The sequence below is a fragment of the Clostridium tetanomorphum genome (assembly GCF_017873215.1).
Taxonomy (GTDB): Bacteria; Bacillota; Clostridia; order Clostridiales; family Clostridiaceae; genus Clostridium_AO; species Clostridium_AO tetanomorphum.
In genome coordinates, this window is record NZ_JAGGKA010000008.1 from 34,117 (window position 1) to 50,623 (window position 16,507).

18 protein-coding genes are annotated in these 16,507 nt (G+C 29.1%); 15 read left to right on the forward strand and 3 right to left on the reverse strand.

The annotated features are described in order from the left end of the window. Positions 1-26 precede the first annotated feature (26 nt). On the reverse strand, positions 27-575 hold the full coding sequence (locus tag J2Z24_RS09360) for an L-2-amino-thiazoline-4-carboxylic acid hydrolase (RefSeq protein ID WP_051593356.1): 549 nt from the start codon (positions 573-575) through the stop codon (positions 27-29). Between the two features lie 358 nt (positions 576-933). On the opposite strand from J2Z24_RS09360, the gene J2Z24_RS09365 reads away from it, so the two are divergent. Continuing rightward, a complete protein-coding gene (locus J2Z24_RS09365; protein ID WP_035149677.1) occupies positions 934-1,224 on the forward strand; it encodes a hypothetical protein in 291 nt (96 codons plus the stop codon). Positions 1,225-1,441: 217 nt separating this feature from the next. On the opposite strand, the gene J2Z24_RS09370 is transcribed toward J2Z24_RS09365, so the two are convergent. Continuing rightward, positions 1,442-2,524, reverse strand: coding sequence for a TolB-like translocation protein (locus J2Z24_RS09370; protein ID WP_035149679.1), 1,083 nt, complete (start codon positions 2,522-2,524; stop codon positions 1,442-1,444). A 287-nt stretch (positions 2,525-2,811) separates the two neighbouring features. On the opposite strand from J2Z24_RS09370, the gene J2Z24_RS09375 reads away from it, so the two are divergent. Both J2Z24_RS09375 and J2Z24_RS09380 read left to right on the forward strand, forming a co-directional pair. Beyond that, positions 2,812-4,311: a glycosyl hydrolase family 18 protein gene (locus tag J2Z24_RS09375; RefSeq protein WP_085059119.1), complete on the forward strand. Its 1,500-nt coding sequence runs from the start codon at positions 2,812-2,814 to the stop codon at positions 4,309-4,311. Positions 4,312-4,365: 54 nt separating this feature from the next. Beyond that, a complete protein-coding gene (locus J2Z24_RS09380) occupies positions 4,366-4,632 on the forward strand; it encodes an Rpn/YhgA-type helix-turn-helix domain-containing protein (RefSeq protein ID WP_035149682.1) in 267 nt (88 codons plus the stop codon). A 35-nt stretch (positions 4,633-4,667) separates the two neighbouring features. Here J2Z24_RS09380 and J2Z24_RS09385 read toward each other — a convergent pair whose 3' ends face one another. Continuing rightward, positions 4,668-5,672: a CPBP family intramembrane glutamic endopeptidase gene (locus J2Z24_RS09385; RefSeq protein ID WP_035149684.1), complete on the reverse strand. Its 1,005-nt coding sequence runs from the start codon at positions 5,670-5,672 to the stop codon at positions 4,668-4,670. A 431-nt stretch (positions 5,673-6,103) separates the two neighbouring features. On the opposite strand from J2Z24_RS09385, the gene J2Z24_RS09390 reads away from it, so the two are divergent. From J2Z24_RS09390 to J2Z24_RS09445, 12 genes are all read left to right on the forward strand, one after another. Continuing rightward, the gene (locus J2Z24_RS09390) at positions 6,104-6,298 is read left to right on the forward strand and encodes a helix-turn-helix transcriptional regulator (RefSeq protein ID WP_035149687.1); all 195 of its coding nucleotides are present in this window, start codon (positions 6,104-6,106) and stop codon (positions 6,296-6,298) included. Positions 6,299-6,429: 131 nt separating this feature from the next. Next, entirely contained in the window at positions 6,430-6,966 is a 537-nt protein-coding gene (locus J2Z24_RS09395; protein ID WP_035149711.1) for a sigma-70 family RNA polymerase sigma factor, read from the forward strand. Positions 6,967-7,030: 64 nt separating this feature from the next. Continuing rightward, positions 7,031-7,819: a conserved phage C-terminal domain-containing protein gene (locus tag J2Z24_RS09400; protein WP_051593357.1), complete on the forward strand. Its 789-nt coding sequence runs from the start codon at positions 7,031-7,033 to the stop codon at positions 7,817-7,819. Beyond that, a complete protein-coding gene (locus J2Z24_RS09405) occupies positions 7,758-8,600 on the forward strand; it encodes an ATP-binding protein (RefSeq protein ID WP_051593358.1) in 843 nt (280 codons plus the stop codon). The genes J2Z24_RS09400 and J2Z24_RS09405 overlap by 62 nt, the downstream gene beginning before the upstream one ends. Positions 8,601-8,782: 182 nt before the next feature. Continuing rightward, on the forward strand, positions 8,783-9,397 hold the full coding sequence (locus tag J2Z24_RS09410) for a DUF3267 domain-containing protein (protein ID WP_035149692.1): 615 nt from the start codon (positions 8,783-8,785) through the stop codon (positions 9,395-9,397). Between the two features lie 249 nt (positions 9,398-9,646). Then, positions 9,647-10,300, forward strand: a complete 654-nt coding sequence (locus J2Z24_RS09415) for a response regulator transcription factor (protein ID WP_035149717.1) — start codon at positions 9,647-9,649, stop codon at positions 10,298-10,300. Beyond that, positions 10,301-11,722 (forward strand): sensor histidine kinase, encoded by a 1,422-nt coding sequence (locus tag J2Z24_RS09420; RefSeq protein WP_111947754.1) that lies wholly within the window; start codon positions 10,301-10,303, stop codon positions 11,720-11,722. 121 nt (positions 11,723-11,843) lie between these two features. After that, positions 11,844-12,509, forward strand: a complete 666-nt coding sequence (locus J2Z24_RS09425) for a hypothetical protein (protein WP_035151212.1) — start codon at positions 11,844-11,846, stop codon at positions 12,507-12,509. Between the two features lie 317 nt (positions 12,510-12,826). Then, on the forward strand, positions 12,827-13,477 hold the full coding sequence (locus tag J2Z24_RS09430) for a TetR/AcrR family transcriptional regulator (RefSeq protein ID WP_035151213.1): 651 nt from the start codon (positions 12,827-12,829) through the stop codon (positions 13,475-13,477). Positions 13,478-13,537: 60 nt separating this feature from the next. After that, positions 13,538-14,371 (forward strand): CPBP family intramembrane glutamic endopeptidase, encoded by an 834-nt coding sequence (locus J2Z24_RS09435; RefSeq protein WP_051593412.1) that lies wholly within the window; start codon positions 13,538-13,540, stop codon positions 14,369-14,371. Between the two features lie 210 nt (positions 14,372-14,581). Continuing rightward, positions 14,582-15,022 carry a MarR family winged helix-turn-helix transcriptional regulator gene (locus tag J2Z24_RS09440; RefSeq protein ID WP_035151215.1) on the forward strand — a complete coding sequence of 147 codons (441 nt, stop codon included), beginning with the start codon at positions 14,582-14,584 and terminating at the stop codon, positions 15,020-15,022. Between the two features lie 7 nt (positions 15,023-15,029). After that, complete coding sequence (locus J2Z24_RS09445; RefSeq protein ID WP_035151216.1) at positions 15,030-16,412, forward strand: MATE family efflux transporter; 1,383 nt, start codon at positions 15,030-15,032, stop codon at positions 16,410-16,412. Positions 16,413-16,507: the final 95 nt, after the last annotated feature.

Consider the following 16,507-nt stretch of genomic DNA (forward strand, 5'->3'; position numbering starts at 1 on the left):
CAAATTGTTCGTTTTTAGTTATGACATTAAATTTCATTATTTATAAATTTGAAATCACAATACTTTCCACCCATGCCTAAAGTTTGAGTTCTTTTAAAAGTTATTTTTTTCATAGAACTATAGCATACATTATCGCCTTGGCAAAACATCTCACACATTTCTGGACAATTATTCTTCACACAAGTATCATGCCATAAACATTTTTTCATAGTAAATATCATAGCTTTATTGTCACATTGTATAATTGTACTTTCCCAATTATCACCTTTTAAATCTTTACTAAATGCCATACAAAAATTTTTATAGAAGCATTGACTTTCCTCCATTTTGCGAAGATTCTTTACTACTTCTTGCAAATCCTGTAGAAAACCTTTCTTTACAATTTGTAAAGCTAGCTCCTTACTCAATGAAAGTTCCTGCAAAGCTTGGTAAAGTGCTATTCGAGGGAGAATACTATTTTTTAAAGTTTTTAGCTGACTCTCACTTTTTCCTGTACTCTGTTTAACAAGTGCATAAAACCTTTCTTGTTGTTGTTGATATATTTTTTCTCCTTGCTCTTTTCCAAATTCATTCATTAAAAAGTTCTTCGTACTTACCACCCCATTAAATCATGTAAATAATCTTGTTTTTATAATATCTTGCCATTTGTAATTATAACATTTTTATTTGGATATGACACACTTTTGTAAAATACAGGTAACATACTTGTTTTTATACACCGCATTATTCAACTTTCAAAGATCATCATTCGTATTTTCAATTTAAGTAGTTACATCACATTTTTTTCAAATTATGAACTAATAATTTTGTTATACAAAGTTATTATGAAGAATCTTTGATTTAATGCTTAAGTTGAAAGTTATTGACTTTGGGTATTAAATGGTATAATATTGAAATTGTTAAATAATTATATAGAAAAGTGATGTTTTGAAAATGAATAATCCTAAAAGAATTAAGATAATATTTTTAATTATATTAAATACATGTATAGGTATAAGTATTGGCATAGGTTCGACCTTAGCTTGGGAACATTATAAAAAAGATTTAAATAATAATGATTCCATAATAGCGATAATTGGAAAGTATGACAGCACAGCAAATAAAATAACAACTACTAAAGTAATTAAAGATACTGTTGATGTATATGATATAATAGCAACCTATCTACAAAGTGAAACAACTAATCTAATTGCTGATAGATTAAAAAACCAGATTATAATATAGGGATTGATATACCTAAAGATTCAATAAGGTTTGTTAATTCTGACATATGGGTAGAGAAGGATTCTATAATTATAAGATTAGGTAATAATGGACCGTATAAAGTAATATCAAAAAACGATGATTCATATTTTAGAAAGATACTAACTCAGCAATAAAAATGTATGTTTATCATACGAAAAATGAAAAGCTATCTAAAAAACATGTTAACAATATTGCTTTACTGGTACGTAGAAGATATTGAAGAAATGAATGTATCAGGTACTTTAAAGATTTTACGTATCTGCTTTTCTTTTAAATTGTAACTATATAATGCATTAGGATACGCAGTTATTCCTCCGAAAAAATCCTTTGGCTTAGTTCCAGTAGGATTAGCTGCAAAATAGATGTCTTGTTCATTAGAGCTCAAACATGCTATATATGGTTGAGAAAGTTCAATATCCTTAAGTTGTCCCTCAGTTAATAAAGTAGTTAAATTACTCTCTTTTAAATCTAATTTGTAGAATCCAGTTTCGTCCTTTAGCATACCTTTTCCACCTAAAATAATAGCTTTTCCTGATTTTGAGAAAGAAATTGAATCTAATCTTACAGCATTTATATCTTTTAGGTCTTTCGTTACATTCCCACTAAAGTCTAGTTCCTTTATTGAATACTTCATTTTTGAAAAGCTATTTTGCTGCTTAATGCGTTTTGTTAAAAACTCATTAAATGAAAATGTTATTGCAATAATCTTGTTATTACGCACATCAAAATCTTCCACGCCAATATCCGAACCTAGGATAAATGTTTGTACTTCTTTTTTATTAACATCTATTTTGGATATTTGCGGTATAGGCGAACTTTTGCCACCACTTTTTGTAAAAATTATGTTCCCTTTTTCATCACCGAAATGTACGTTGAATTGACCTAACGGATCATTAGTAATTTGATATGTTTCATTACTCTTTATATCTAGCTTAAATATGTCCCATGGATTAGTTCCAATAGCGTCAGAATAAAGTAAAATGTTTCCTTTGGCATTTACTTTACCAGTTACTTCAATGTCTTTATTATTTAGTAATTTTTGTTTTGTTTGCGTCTTAGTATTTATTAACCACAAATCGCTTTTATTTTGAGTGTTAGAGACAGTAACAGTAATCCATTCGCCTTTATTTGTTGTAAAAATGTGTGCAGATTGTTTACTTTTTGTATGATAGAAAGTAAATATTGCTCCCAACGAAAAGAAGATAAGTAAAACTGCTACTAAATATATAATTGGCTTATTTTTAAAAGAGAGCTTATTCTTAAGTTTATGAAACAGCAAAATATACCACCTCCAAGTTGTTACTTTTATAGTTTAGATATTTTATGAATTGTTGATCAAAATGGGATTGCCATATGAGCTGCACTTGTAGTTAATGCTGTAGTGTATATGGAATATATTATCATATAAGGTGTTCATTGTAAACATATTCAAAATAATAATAAAAGTAGGGGTAAAAATTAGAAATTTGTTTATTATTTTAAATGTAAAAGATATTTGGAATAATTTAATGGATAGCGTCCTATGTATTAATATGGAAGTATTAATAATGAAAGGAGATTAGAAAAATGGAAAAAGTGTTTAAAAGGATATTTCCAATGTCTTTAGTATTGGTTATGGTATTTTTGTTTATGCCTATAACTAATGTATTTGCTAGCTCAAATTCTTCTGACAAAATATTGGTGGGATATTGGCATAATTTTGACAATGGCACTGGAATTATTAGACTAAAGGATGTATCTACTAAGTGGGACGTTATAAATGTAGCTTTTGGAGAATCTATAGGGGATAGGGCTACTATAAAATTTTCACCGGAAATAGGAACTGATCAGGAATTTAAAGAAGACATTGCATATCTTAATAGCATAGGAAAAAAAGTTGTTCTTTCTATTGGAGGGCAAAACGGAGTAGTATTATTACCTGATGAAACCGCAAAAAAGAATTTTATAGATTCTATGATATCTTTGATTGATAAGTATGGGTTTAATGGCATAGATATTGATCTTGAATCTGGAATAAATTTAATAAATAATGATAAAGATTTTAAGAATCCTAAGACTCCGCAAATTGTAAATCTTATCTCTGCTGTTAGAGCTATATGTGATCATTATGGTCCGGATTTTATATTAAGTATGGCTCCTGAAACAGCATATGTACAAGGTGGATATGTGGCTTATGCAGGAAATTGGGGAGCTTATTTACCAATAATACATGGATTAAGGGACAAACTTACTTACATTCATGTACAGCATTATAATGCGGGAGGAAATACAGCACTTGATGGAAATAATTATACACAGGGCACAGCAGATTATGAGGTAGCAATGGCAGAAATGTTATTACAAGGCTTTCCTGTAGCAGGGAATACAGATAATATATTTCCACCATTAAATGAGGAACAGGTGGTAATAGGGTTACCAGCTTGTCCGTCAGCTGCTCCTAGTGGAGGATATATTAACCCTAGCGAAATGAAAAAGGCTTTGGACTATCTTATGAAAGGAATTCCTTATGGAGGAAAGTATAAACTTGTAAATAGTAATGGATATCCGGCTTTTAAGGGATTAATGACATGGTCAATTAATTGGGATGCAAAAAGTAATTATGAATTTTCGACAAATTATAGAGAGTATTTTGATAATTTTAAGCAGCCACCAGTAACTGAGAAACCATTTATACCAACAGGTTTAAAGGGAGAAGCCAAAGGTAAGTCGCAAATAAATGTAACATGGAATGCAGCATATGGAGCAACTAGCTATGATTTAAAGGTTGATGGAAACATAATAAATAATGTGAATAATCCATACAAACATATTAATCTTAAACCAGGCTCTATGCATAGCTATGAGGTAAGGGCTGTGAATTCAGTAGGGAAGAGTGAATGGAGTAAGGCTATATTAGTACAAACTAAATCTGAATCTGATGTGGAAAAGTGGGAAGCAAATATTTTATATAAAGCTGGACACATTGTAAGTTATGAAGGAATTAATTACAGATGCATACAGACACATACTTCTTTGATGGGATGGGAACCTATAAATACCCCTACCCTGTGGGAAAAAATAAACTAAACATATTACAATATATGAAGATTTTTAATTATTCTGCAGAAGGGAAGCGTTTCTATGCAACTAATGTCTGTAGGCCAATTTATATTCACGGTTTTTTTAATATCAATTATACTTTTAGCTATTTTTGCAGTACTTGTATACATCTTTAGGCTGTTAGAAAAAATATGTAACAAAGCAGAAGGAATTAAGGAAGGAGAAAATAGAAAGGCTGTAGAAGTAGCAAGAAATTTATTATCTATGGAAATGGATTTATTAACTGTAGTGCAGGCAACAGGGCTATCAAAAGAAGAAATTGAAAAGATTAAAGAAGATATGAATTAGAAGCTGTTAGCATATTGTGAAAAGTGAGGAACTCATTAAAAGGTGAGTGCCTCACTTTTGTTTTTTCTATATTCTTTAGTAAATAGAAAAGGTACATATATTATACAGATATATATTAAGGTTCCTAAAACCGATTTTAAATCACGGGTAGTATTTACTCCTTTACTGCTGAAAAGTAGAGAAACAAGACTATTGTTCAAAAAATGAATTATAGAAACAGTCCAGATGTCTTTTGTCTTCATGTATACAAAGCCAAGGAATATAGCAGAGCCAATACAATAAATTATATAATTTATAACAGAATAAAAAGGTGATGCTGGACTATAGTAAAATAGGTTTAATGGAAGATGCCATATGCCCCATATAAAGCCTACAAGAATTACACCAATTCGTTTACCAAGTCTCTGTTGAAGAGAGGTTTGAAGAAAATATCTCCATCCATATTCTTCTCCTAAAAATATAATGAATTGGAGTGGGAAAGAAACAGGTAAGAAAAATATAGTAATAAATGTTTCAGGGTTTTTCAAAGGATCAATAACTTCTTCAGAGCCACCAAAAATAAGTGCACTTAAAATGATTGGAAATAAACGTAGAATAATAAATAACACAATGCAGCCAATGGATGTTTTTATATTTTTGGAAAATCCCAATCCGAAGCTCTCTATATTCTCTTTTTCATCTGAAAAATACATAAGTCCTAAGATAAGGCTTACTGGCAACACTAAGTATTCACTGTAGGTACCAGGAGCCTTATGAAATACAAATATCTCTACTAAAACAAGAATAACAGAAGTAATTGTGAAACATAAATATGATATATAAAATTTTATTGGAAGATTTTTATGCCTTTCTTTGTTTAAAAGTAAAGCTGTTATCACACCTATAGTTGGATAATACATCTGTATCAGAGCAAAACAATCCACTGGATAGTTATATTTAGTATATGAAAATGCCATAATAATACCCATACCTATGGTCAAACCAAAGTTTATCATAAAAAATATAGCAAGTTCTTTGTTAGAAAAAGTGTATTCAGACATTTCTACCTCCCTATTAATGGAATATTTATTCCAATTTATATATTAATTGTAACACGAATTTAAATATATTTCATATACAGGATATTGGAACAAATATCTACAAAATAGGAGTTAAATAGTGAAAGATTTATTTCATAAAGAATATAGCAATGTTAAAATATTAACAAGTTAAAAGTGAAAATAACATTTATAACGTTAAAATTATACACAACATTAATACCTATATGAATGTTATTTAATAGATTGTTGCAAAAGGTTTTATAAGGGAAATGGATTAATATTGAGATAAACAGAGAAAAAGGCAATTATATACATTTTTAAATAATACATAGAATTTTCAAAAAAATGCATAAAATGTATAATGAGTTACAAAGAGTGTTGCAATAATAACAAAGAATTTGCACTATATAATGCAAGGAGGAGATTTATTTATGAAAGTAAATTATCAGCTAAAGGCATTAAGAGCTAAATATAATATAAGTCAGGAGATTATAGCAGATTTACTTAATATGACTACATCTACCTATAATCGCAAAGAAAATGGAAACAGTAGTTTTACTGTGGAAGAGGCAAAATTTATAGCTACACTTTTTAATACAACCATAGAAAAAGTTTTTTGTGAATAAGATAAATTTGCATATTTTATAATTTTATTGATATATTTATAAATTATTTGATACTTTAACAATTAGCGACAAACCTAAAAGAAGGTGCTGTATAATGATGGTAAATGGTTAAAAAGGATGGTGTTGATGGAATGTATCAGTGCTTACAAAGATGGAGAGAAGGGGACAGTGAAGCTTTGGCAGAAATCGTTGACAATTTTACACCCTTAATAATAAAAGAAGCTTCAAAATATAATGTTAAGTGTTATGAATATGAGGATTTGGTACAGCATGGATACCTTTCTGTTATTAAAGCAGTAAATATGTTCAAAGGAGAGGGACAAGCTTTTGTACCTTATTGCATTAGGGCTATTATAGTAAATTATAAGGCTCTTTTAAAGGGACAGATAAAGCACCACAGAGAAATACCAGATGAGTTTATTTATGATAAAGGTGAATATGTATTTACAATAGAAGATGAGATGATTGCTTATGAAAAGACAAAAGAACTATACGAAGCTTTGGACAAGCTACCTTTAGAAGAAAGACAGATTATAAATGGAATCTATATTAAAAACAATAGCGCTAAAGAGATAGCGGCTACTACTAATATGACTTATGCTAAAGTTAGATACAGAAAAGAAAAAGCTCTTAAAAAGCTGAAAAAAATGTTGAAAAAGCATGATTGATAGAGAAAGGTTAAAATTCCATAACTTTCAACTCTCAACTAAAATAAGTAAGGAGGTAGCTTCTATGAGATATAACATCTATGGTTTTAATCAAAAGAAATTAATTGAGTATGGATTGGATCAGATAGATGCTATGTTGCTTAGATATTTTATAGATTTTAAAGGCACAGGGAAAATGGTAACTAAAAAGATTAATGGTAAGAATTATTATTGGGTTCAATATAAAAAGATAATACAGGAATATCCCATATTGAGATTAAAAAAGGACAGCGTTTATAGGAGATTTAAAAATATGACAGAGAAATCTATATTAACACATAAGTCTGTAGTAGATAAGGGTGTATATTCTTTTTATAATTTGGGCACAGAGTTTAAGTATTTAGTTGGTTATTCAAAAGGGGATGAATTAGAGGATGAGTGGGCACAACCCTCGGAAATAAATCCTGTATCTTACGGAAACAAATCCGGTGCCCCTACGGATTTAAATCCGGAACAAATAATCCCTCTACTAAAAGATAATTCTACTAAAGATATTAATAATATATATACCTTAGTTATAAAGTATTTAAATAAAAAAGCTAATAAAAATTACAGAACTACTACTAAAAAAAGTCAGCAGTTAATAAGAGCAAGGGTAAATGAAGGATTTTTAGAACAGGATTTTTATAAAGTTATTGACAATAAAGTAAGTCAGTGGTTAGGTACAAAAATGGATAAGTATTTAAGACCAGAAACTCTTTTCGGCACAAAGTTTGAAGGATATCTAAATGAAAACAGGGGGGAAGATAGATATGGAGAAGATTTTGGAAACCTTGAAGAAACAGAACAATCTAAGTTTGGAATTAAAGTGTGATGATTTTAAGAATATACCTAAATGTGAAATTTGCAATGAGCCTATTGGAATTGTGGTAGAAATGCCTTTTGGTAAAAGATTATATCCAAGGGCTTGTAAATGCAGAAGAGAGATTTATAACAAGCAAAAAACAGAGGATGAAAATAAAGAAAAGCAGGAAAGACTTAATAGAGTTATATCAAATAGCATGATGAATGATAATTTTAAGAATTGTACTTTTAAAAATTGGAATCATGCTGTAGGAAATGAAAAACTATATAAAGTTGCTAAACAATATGTAGATAACTTCTCTAAGATGAAGAGAGAAAATCAGGGTATGCTTATATATGGACGACCTGGTAATGGTAAAACATATTTTGCATCTTCCATAGCAAATCAGCTATTAGGAAAATTGATTCCAGTTATTTGTATAGGAGCTATAAGCCTTACAGAGAGAATAAGTCAAAGTAAAAAAACTTGGGGAGATGAAGGTATATTTACAGTGCTTAATGCTTTGGACAATGCAGATTTGCTTATTATAGATGATTTAGGTACAGAAGAGGACAATAAGTGGACAAGAGCCATGATATATCAAATAGTAGAAAAGAGAAATAATTCTAGACTTCCACTTATTATAACGACCAATATGAGTATAAACAAAATTGTAGAAAGATATGATTACAGAACCTATAGCAGATTGAAGGAAATGTGTTTTTTCATAGAGAACACAGGAAAGGATATAAGGGAATTTCAAGGGGAAAAAAAGGCGGAGAAATTTATACAACAGGTATTTCAATATTAGGCTATGTTTTAAGTAGATGTTGAAATTGATATATGAGTTTAAGGTATGCTATTATTAATCCATATTACAGCAAATGTTACCTCTTTGGTTTCAAATTTGAAAAATTATCAGTATCTCAAAAAGAGCAGTTGATTTTCTATTTTATTTAGTTATATACATTACACATGAAAGGATTTTGATTAATGAAATATGTAAAGAAAACACCGTCCCAGGATAAAGAATTAAGTATCAAACTAATATCAGAGGGATGGACAAAGCTGAAAGAACCACCTAATTTAACTATAGCAACTTTATTATCATTGCCTTTTGCTTTCATCAATGGAATTATTTTTATGGCTATTGCATTTTATTTATATCCACCATTAGGAGAACTTTTTAATAATGAAAATGGCTTTAGCATTAAATTTACAATAAATTTATTTACTCTCATATATGCTATTATTATTTTTATATTTATGGCAATACATGAATTTCTTCATGCTTGTTTTATACCTAATGTACTAAAATCTGATGAAATATACTGGGGGATTAATGGTTTTTTTGGGTTTGTTTACACCACTGAAAAAATCAAAAAGGGCAGATTTTTAATTATTTCCATTATGCCTTTTATTTTGTTATCAGTTATATTGCCATTTATTCTCAATGTTCTAGGATGGCTAAATGGGTTCACAATATTTCTATGCCTAATAAATGCAATGGGATCATGTGTTGATTGCTTAAATATGTATTTAGTTGCAATTCAGGTGCCAAAGGGCTCATATATTGTTAATAATGGATTTGAAACATATTTTAAGTAATTTAAGATTGTGAGTATATATTTTACAACTATTTTACAACTAATAAACATTTTTGATAAATGCCAATATTATACTTTAACTATGGGATATGTTTCGTTAACTGGAAATAGTCAGATATAAAATATTATGCTGCTATTATTAAACATCAAAAGAATAATATATTACATGGTTAATGAAGAGTTTTTAAGTAATAAAACTCTTCGTTTTCTTTTATGTGATTGAATTTTTAAGGAGAGTGAGTTGATAAAAATGGAAAAAGTTTTAATTGTAGAAGATGATTCAACTATTTCAGATTTAATAAAGCTTAATTTAAAAATGGTTAATTATGAAACTAAGCAGGCTTATAATGGGATACAAGCTTTAGCAATAATTGAAAAAGAAGAATTTGATTTAATACTTTTAGATATTATGCTTCCTGAATTAGATGGATTTAGTGTAATAGAGAAAATAAAGTATAAAGACATACCTGTAATTTTTTTAACTGCTAAATCATCCATTGCAGACAAGGTTAAGGGTCTTAAAATGGGGGCTGATGACTATGTTGTTAAACCTTTTGAATCCATAGAACTTTTAGCTAGAGTTGAGGCGGTTTTAAGACGTTATGGAAAAAACAATGATATTTTAAGATTTGAAGATTTAGAAATATGTTTAAAAGAAATGATTGTAAAAAAACAAGGTACTATTATAGATTTAACTTTAAAAGAATTTGAACTTTTAAGCCTTTTAATACAGAATAAAGGCATAGCTCTATCTAGAGATAAAATTTTAGAAAAAGTATGGGGATATGATTACTTAGGTGAGACTAGAACAGTTGATATGCATATTCAAAGGCTTAGGAAAAAACTTGATTTAGAGGAAAAAATTAAAACTGTATATAAGGTTGGTTACAGATTGGAGGATTAAATGAAGTTTTGGCAAAAGATATTCATATATTCATTGTTGTTATTTTTAATATCCCTTAATTTTGGTTCTATTTTTTTAATAGAAAATAGCCATAATTTAAATTTAAAAAGAGAGATAGATAGGTCAATTAGTGAACAAAGTAATATTTTATCAGGAATTAGTTATTATAATATGATTTCAAATTATTATTTAAATACAGATTCAAAAGAAGATAGTAAATCTAACTATAAAGAAATCATTAAAAACTATTTAAAAAAAATTAATTCTGAAGATATTTATTTAGAAGTTTTAGATAAAAATAATGATGTAGTTTTTAGCAACTTAAAGTTTAAGGTTTTAGGAGAAAGAGAAGAACTAAAAAATGTTTCTTCTGATGAAAGGAAATACATTATAAGGGATGTAGGAAATAGAACATTATTATTTATAACTGGTTTAGTACATATACAAGAAGAAGATTTAAAGCTTTCATATATTCATGATGTAACATACATTTATGAAGATAGAAAACAACAATATAATTTTTTTATTGAATTATCAATAATAGTAACTATAATTTTGGCTATTGGTATGTATATATTAAGTAAGTATATTACCAGTCCTATAGATAATCTAATAAACACCACAAGAATAGTATCAAAAGGTAATTATTCAGAGAGAGTAGCTATTAATTCTAAAGATGAAATAGGAATTTTAGCAGAAAACTTTAATAAAATGGCAGATGCTGTTGAGGGGAAAATAAATGAGTTAGAACTTAAGGCTGAAGAAAAACAAAGATTTATAGATAATTTTACACATGAATTAAAAACACCCTTAACTGCTATAATTGGGTATGCAGATTTTCTTCGTTCAACTTCATATAATGAAGAGATATTTATAGAGGGATTAAACCATATATTTAAAGAAGGGAAAAGGCTAGAAGAACTATCATGGAAGATGATGGATTTAATATTGCTTAAAAGAGAAAATTTCAAAATGAAAAAAGAAAATATAAAAAATATACTGGAAGAATTAAAGGATATTCTAAAACCTAAGTTACAAAATAAAAATATTGATTTAATAATTTGTGGTGAAGAGCATGAAATTGTTGTAGAAAAAGATTTGATTAGTAATTTAATTAGTAATTTAATTGACAATTCTATTAAAGCATCAAAAGAGGATAGCAATATATATTTAAATGTATATAAGAATAAAGAAAGTAAAGTTGTACTCCAAATAAAAGATGAAGGCATAGGAATTTCTAAAGAAGATATACCTAAAGTTTTTGAAGCCTTTTATATGGTTGATAAATCAAGAACTAGAGCTAATAATGGTGCCGGACTTGGGCTTGCTATATGTGCTGAAATAGCAAAAATTCATCAGGCTGAATTAGAAATAGAAAGTGAATTAAAAAAGGGAACAACTATAAAAATAATATTTAATTAGATTTTACAACTATTTTACAACTAGTAGATAGTTTATATAATTATCTATCCTATACTTTAATCATAGTAAGGGAGAAGAACAAATTAAATCCCAAAGTGTAAATTAAAGGAGGAAAAGTACTATGAAATCAAAAGGAGTAATGGCATTAGCATTAATTGGTGCATTAAGTATTGGAGGTGTTAAAACTTATGCACAGGTGTCAAAAAATACTACACCAAAGAATCAGGTAATGACTAAGAAGGTTGTTGCACAACAAGATAGCAAGAATAAAAGTAAAGAAGATAAACTTAAACAAACAGCACTGGAGGCTTTTGAAAAGAATTTAGGCGAAACAGTAGATGTTAAAAACTTATATGAAATGAAAAATTATTTTTATAATGCAGGTGGGAAAAATTTTTATGTAGCACAATGGTGTAATGGAAAGGATAAAGCTATAAATGATGATGATACAATTTATTATGGTGCTGTGATAGATACTGAAGCTAATAAGATAGTAAAGCTAGAGTATATTTCAGGAAAACCAAAAAATGAAAATTATAAGAATTTTTCTTATGATAAAGCTAAAAATTTAGCAGTTGATTTTGTAAAAAACAATAACATATTAAGTGGTAAAAGTTATGAATTGTCAGAAGCAGAAAGTAAAGAAGCAAACTGCTCAGAAGGAGCTTGGAACTATCATTTCTATGTTAAATATGATGGAGGAAAAACATGCTTAGTTGATGTAAGCAAAGATCTTCAGAAAGTAAATCAATTTATATTACTTGATGAATCTGGTGCTGAAGGCTAAAAATTGTAAAAGTGAGAAACTCATAAAAGGTGAGTTTCTCACTTTTTCATATACGATTAAATATTTTGTATTTTAGAGAAGATGGAAGCAAAAAAGATTTATGCTGTTGAATCTCATAGGATAGATAGTCTGGAATTTAATTCCGGTTGTTTTCACTATGAAACCCATGACAATACAGAAATGTGTTGTTATGGGTTTTTAAAAAATACATTTTAAATGAGAGTTATCTCATTTTTTTATTGACATTAAATTATTAGATAAAGTAAAATAGAAATATAAAAATGAGATGAGTCTCATTTTGCAAAGGAGAGAAATTAATGCCAAAAGTAAATGAAGACTATATTAATAAAAAGAAAACACAAATATTAGATGCAGCTTTTAGGATGTTTCAACAAAAGCCATTATATGAAATAACTATGCTAGACGTTATAAAGGAAGCTGGTATAAGTAAAGGGGGAATATATAGGTACTTTAGTGATATTGATGAAGTTATTATAGCTTTAATCAATAGGGAAACGGCTCAAAACAATTATAAACATAAAATTGATGAGATACTAGCAAGTAAAGACACTACAGAAGGTATAATTGAAGCTTTATTTACTTTCTTGGGGAACTATATTAACGACAGTTCAACTACACTTGGTAAATTTCAATTTGAACTTACTGTATATTTGTCAAATCATCCTGAAAAAGCAGAAAAATTTAAAAGTCTCCTTACAGAACAGGAAAATGGACAATATCTTGTAGATGCACTTTTTAACAAGATAATGGAAGGAGTAAATAAGGGAGAGTTTGAGGTAAGCTTTCCATTAAAGGATATCTTTACTTATATTATTGCCACAATTGATGGTGTGGTTAATAAAGTTGTATTACAAAAATGTTATGGGACTAATGGAGATAGCATTGATGTCATAAAGATTTTTAAGATTATATCAAACTCAGTTTTACATATGTTAGCGATGAAATAGTTATATATCATAAATTTTGACATGGTAAAAGGTATGAAAAATTTTTTGGGGGGACTATGCATGAAAAATAAGGATTTAAAGGAAGTTATGATATTTTTTCTAATCACTATATTCTTAAGTCTATTTGTGTTTTGGGGACCAATTGCTTTATTTAAAGTTCCAACTATAGGCTTTAATAGCGGAGCAGTTGGGCCAGTTTGGGCTATTATACTGTTCATGATTGGAGGTTTTGTTCCTTCAATAACAGGGATAATTCTTACTGCTGTTTTTGAAGGTAAAAAACAGGCTAAACAACTGTTAAAGAAAGCATTTCAAGTTAGAATTGGTTTTAAGTGGTTTATAGCTATTAATTTAACAGCAGCTTATTTTGCTGTATCTTGGATTATTATTTATTCAGCTTTACATGGGAACTTTAATTACTCTAAATTTTTCACTCTACTACCTACTATTCTTCCTCTATTTATATTTGGACCTCTATCTGAGGAATATGGTTGGAGAGGTTTTGCTTTAAAAAGATTATTAAAAATTGTAAACCCTAACATAGCAAGTTTGGCAATTGGGTTGGTTTGGTCTTTATGGCACTTGCCATTGTTTTACATAGTAAGTACTAATCAGTATGAACATAATCTGTCCTTTCTTACTTTCATGATATCCATTACTAGCAGTTCTTTTATTTATACCTATATCTATATTAAAACACATGGAAAATTGTTTACAGCAGTATTCTTTCATTGGATTTACACCTTTCTTTCTGATGTAGTACACGGTGGCATTGTAAAGTCAAATTTATTTAATTTGTTAGAATTTGTACCAGCATTTCTAATTGGACTAGTATTTGCTTTTATGCTACACAAGGTACAGCCTATAGCAAACACTGTTAATGATAAAGTGTGAAGGTATACTCTTAAGCTACTAAATTAGTTTGAACAATAGTATCTTAAAGTCAACTATATTTACTTACGAAGAACCGTACCACATAGGAAGAGCAGCCATAAGCAAGGAAACCTTTATCAGGTTAATTTGCAGGCAGTAACGCCACATTAGTTGACTTATCAACTAATGCGGCGTATAATAGTTGATAAGTCAACTAAGGAGGAGAAGATTTTGAAAAAGGCAATGGGACGGTTTATATCAATACTGTACAGACAATCACAAGTATATTTTAACTACATCTTAAAAGAATTTGATATCACTTCTGCAGAGTATTCTTTATTACTATATCTATATAAAAAAGATGGGATTACCCAAGAGGATTTGTCTACCTATTTATATATAGATAAGTCAGCAATAACTCGAGCTATAAAATCACTAGAACAGAAAGGCTATGTGAAAAGGCAGAAAGATGATATGGATAAAAGATTTAATAGAGTTTATCTTTTGGATAAGGCAAAGCTTTTTAAGAATGAGATAAGAAAAAGAGTTTGGTCCTGGAATGAATTGCTGACAGAGGGGTTAGATGAAGAAACGGTTGATATGGTTTTATTAGTACTTGAAAAAATGGTAAATAAAGTAGCCTGTATCGATTTTAAAAAGGAAATGGAGTGATTGAGATATGGAAGATGTAAATCCATTAGGAGAAGAAAAAATATCAAAACTGTTGGTGAAATTTTCAGTGCCTGCCATTGTAGGAATGATGGTCAATGCTTTATATAATATTGTTGATAGAATTTTTATTGGAAATAGTAGTGATTTAGGTACATATGGTTTAGCAGGAATCACTATAGCTTTTCCGATTATGATTATACTTTTGGCAATTGGTATTTTATTTGGTGTAGGTGGAGCCACTTTATTTTCCATACGGCTAGGTGAAAAACAGAAGGAAAGCGCAGAAAACGTCATGGGCAATGCTTTTGTCCTATTAGTTATAACTGGTTTTATATTTATGCTTTTGGGTCAGATTTTTTTAAAACCTATATTGTCATTGTTTGGAGCCAGTGAAGCTGTTCTACCTTATTCAATGGAATACATGAGAGTGATTTTCTTTGGAGCAATTTTTCAGGTAGTAAGTATAGGTATGAATAATTTTATACGTGCCGATGGCAATCCTAAAATAGCAATGATGACCATGTTTTTAGGTGCAGGTGTGAATATCTTACTGGATCCGCTGTTTATTTATGTTTTCAAAATGGGTATGGCTGGTGCAGCTTTTGCTACTATTCTAGCTCAGGCCATTTCGGCTACATGGGTGGTATTATACTTTATAGGTAAACGCAGCAGAAACAAGCTTAGACTTAAACATATGAAATTAAAATTTGATATTGTAATTAAAATAACTTCTTTAGGGCTTCCCGGATTTTCCATGCAACTTGCCAACAGCCTATTAAACATGGTACTTAATAAGAGTTTATTTATTTATGGTGGAGACATAGCTGTATCAGGAATGGGTGTAATAAACAGTATTCAGACTATGCTTTTAATGCCTATAATTGGTTTAAACCAAGGAGTTCAGCCAATCATTAGTTTTAATTATGGTGCTAAAAAATATAATAGGATAAAAACTGCAATAAAGCTTGCTATTATAGTTGCTACTATGATTGTGGTGTGTGGTTATATTATTACAAGGTTGTTCCCAAAACAGATGATAGCAATGTTCAATCAAGAAAGGGATTTGTTGGATTTTGGAAGTTATGCGTTGATAAGCTGGTTCTTATGTTTCCCTGTTGTTGGTTTTCAAATTATTTCTTCTAACTTTTTTCAAGCTATTGGCAGACCTAAGTCCTCTATGTTTTTAGTTCTTTCAAGACAGATAATACTTCTTATCCCGGCTATAATCATATTTCCAAAATTTTGGGGTATGAATGGTTTATTACATGCGGCACCCTTTGCAGATTTTTTATCAGCTTTACTAACGGGTGTTTGGTTTTATAAGAGTATAAAAACTTTGGAGGAATCGAAATTTGAGGGTACAGTGGATGCTGCTGATACACCTATATAAGCTGGAATAAGATTAGTTTTGTTTTTGTGTAATAATATGGTGTAACATTATAAATAAAACTAGCTTAGGAGTAAATATATCATATATATAAGAGG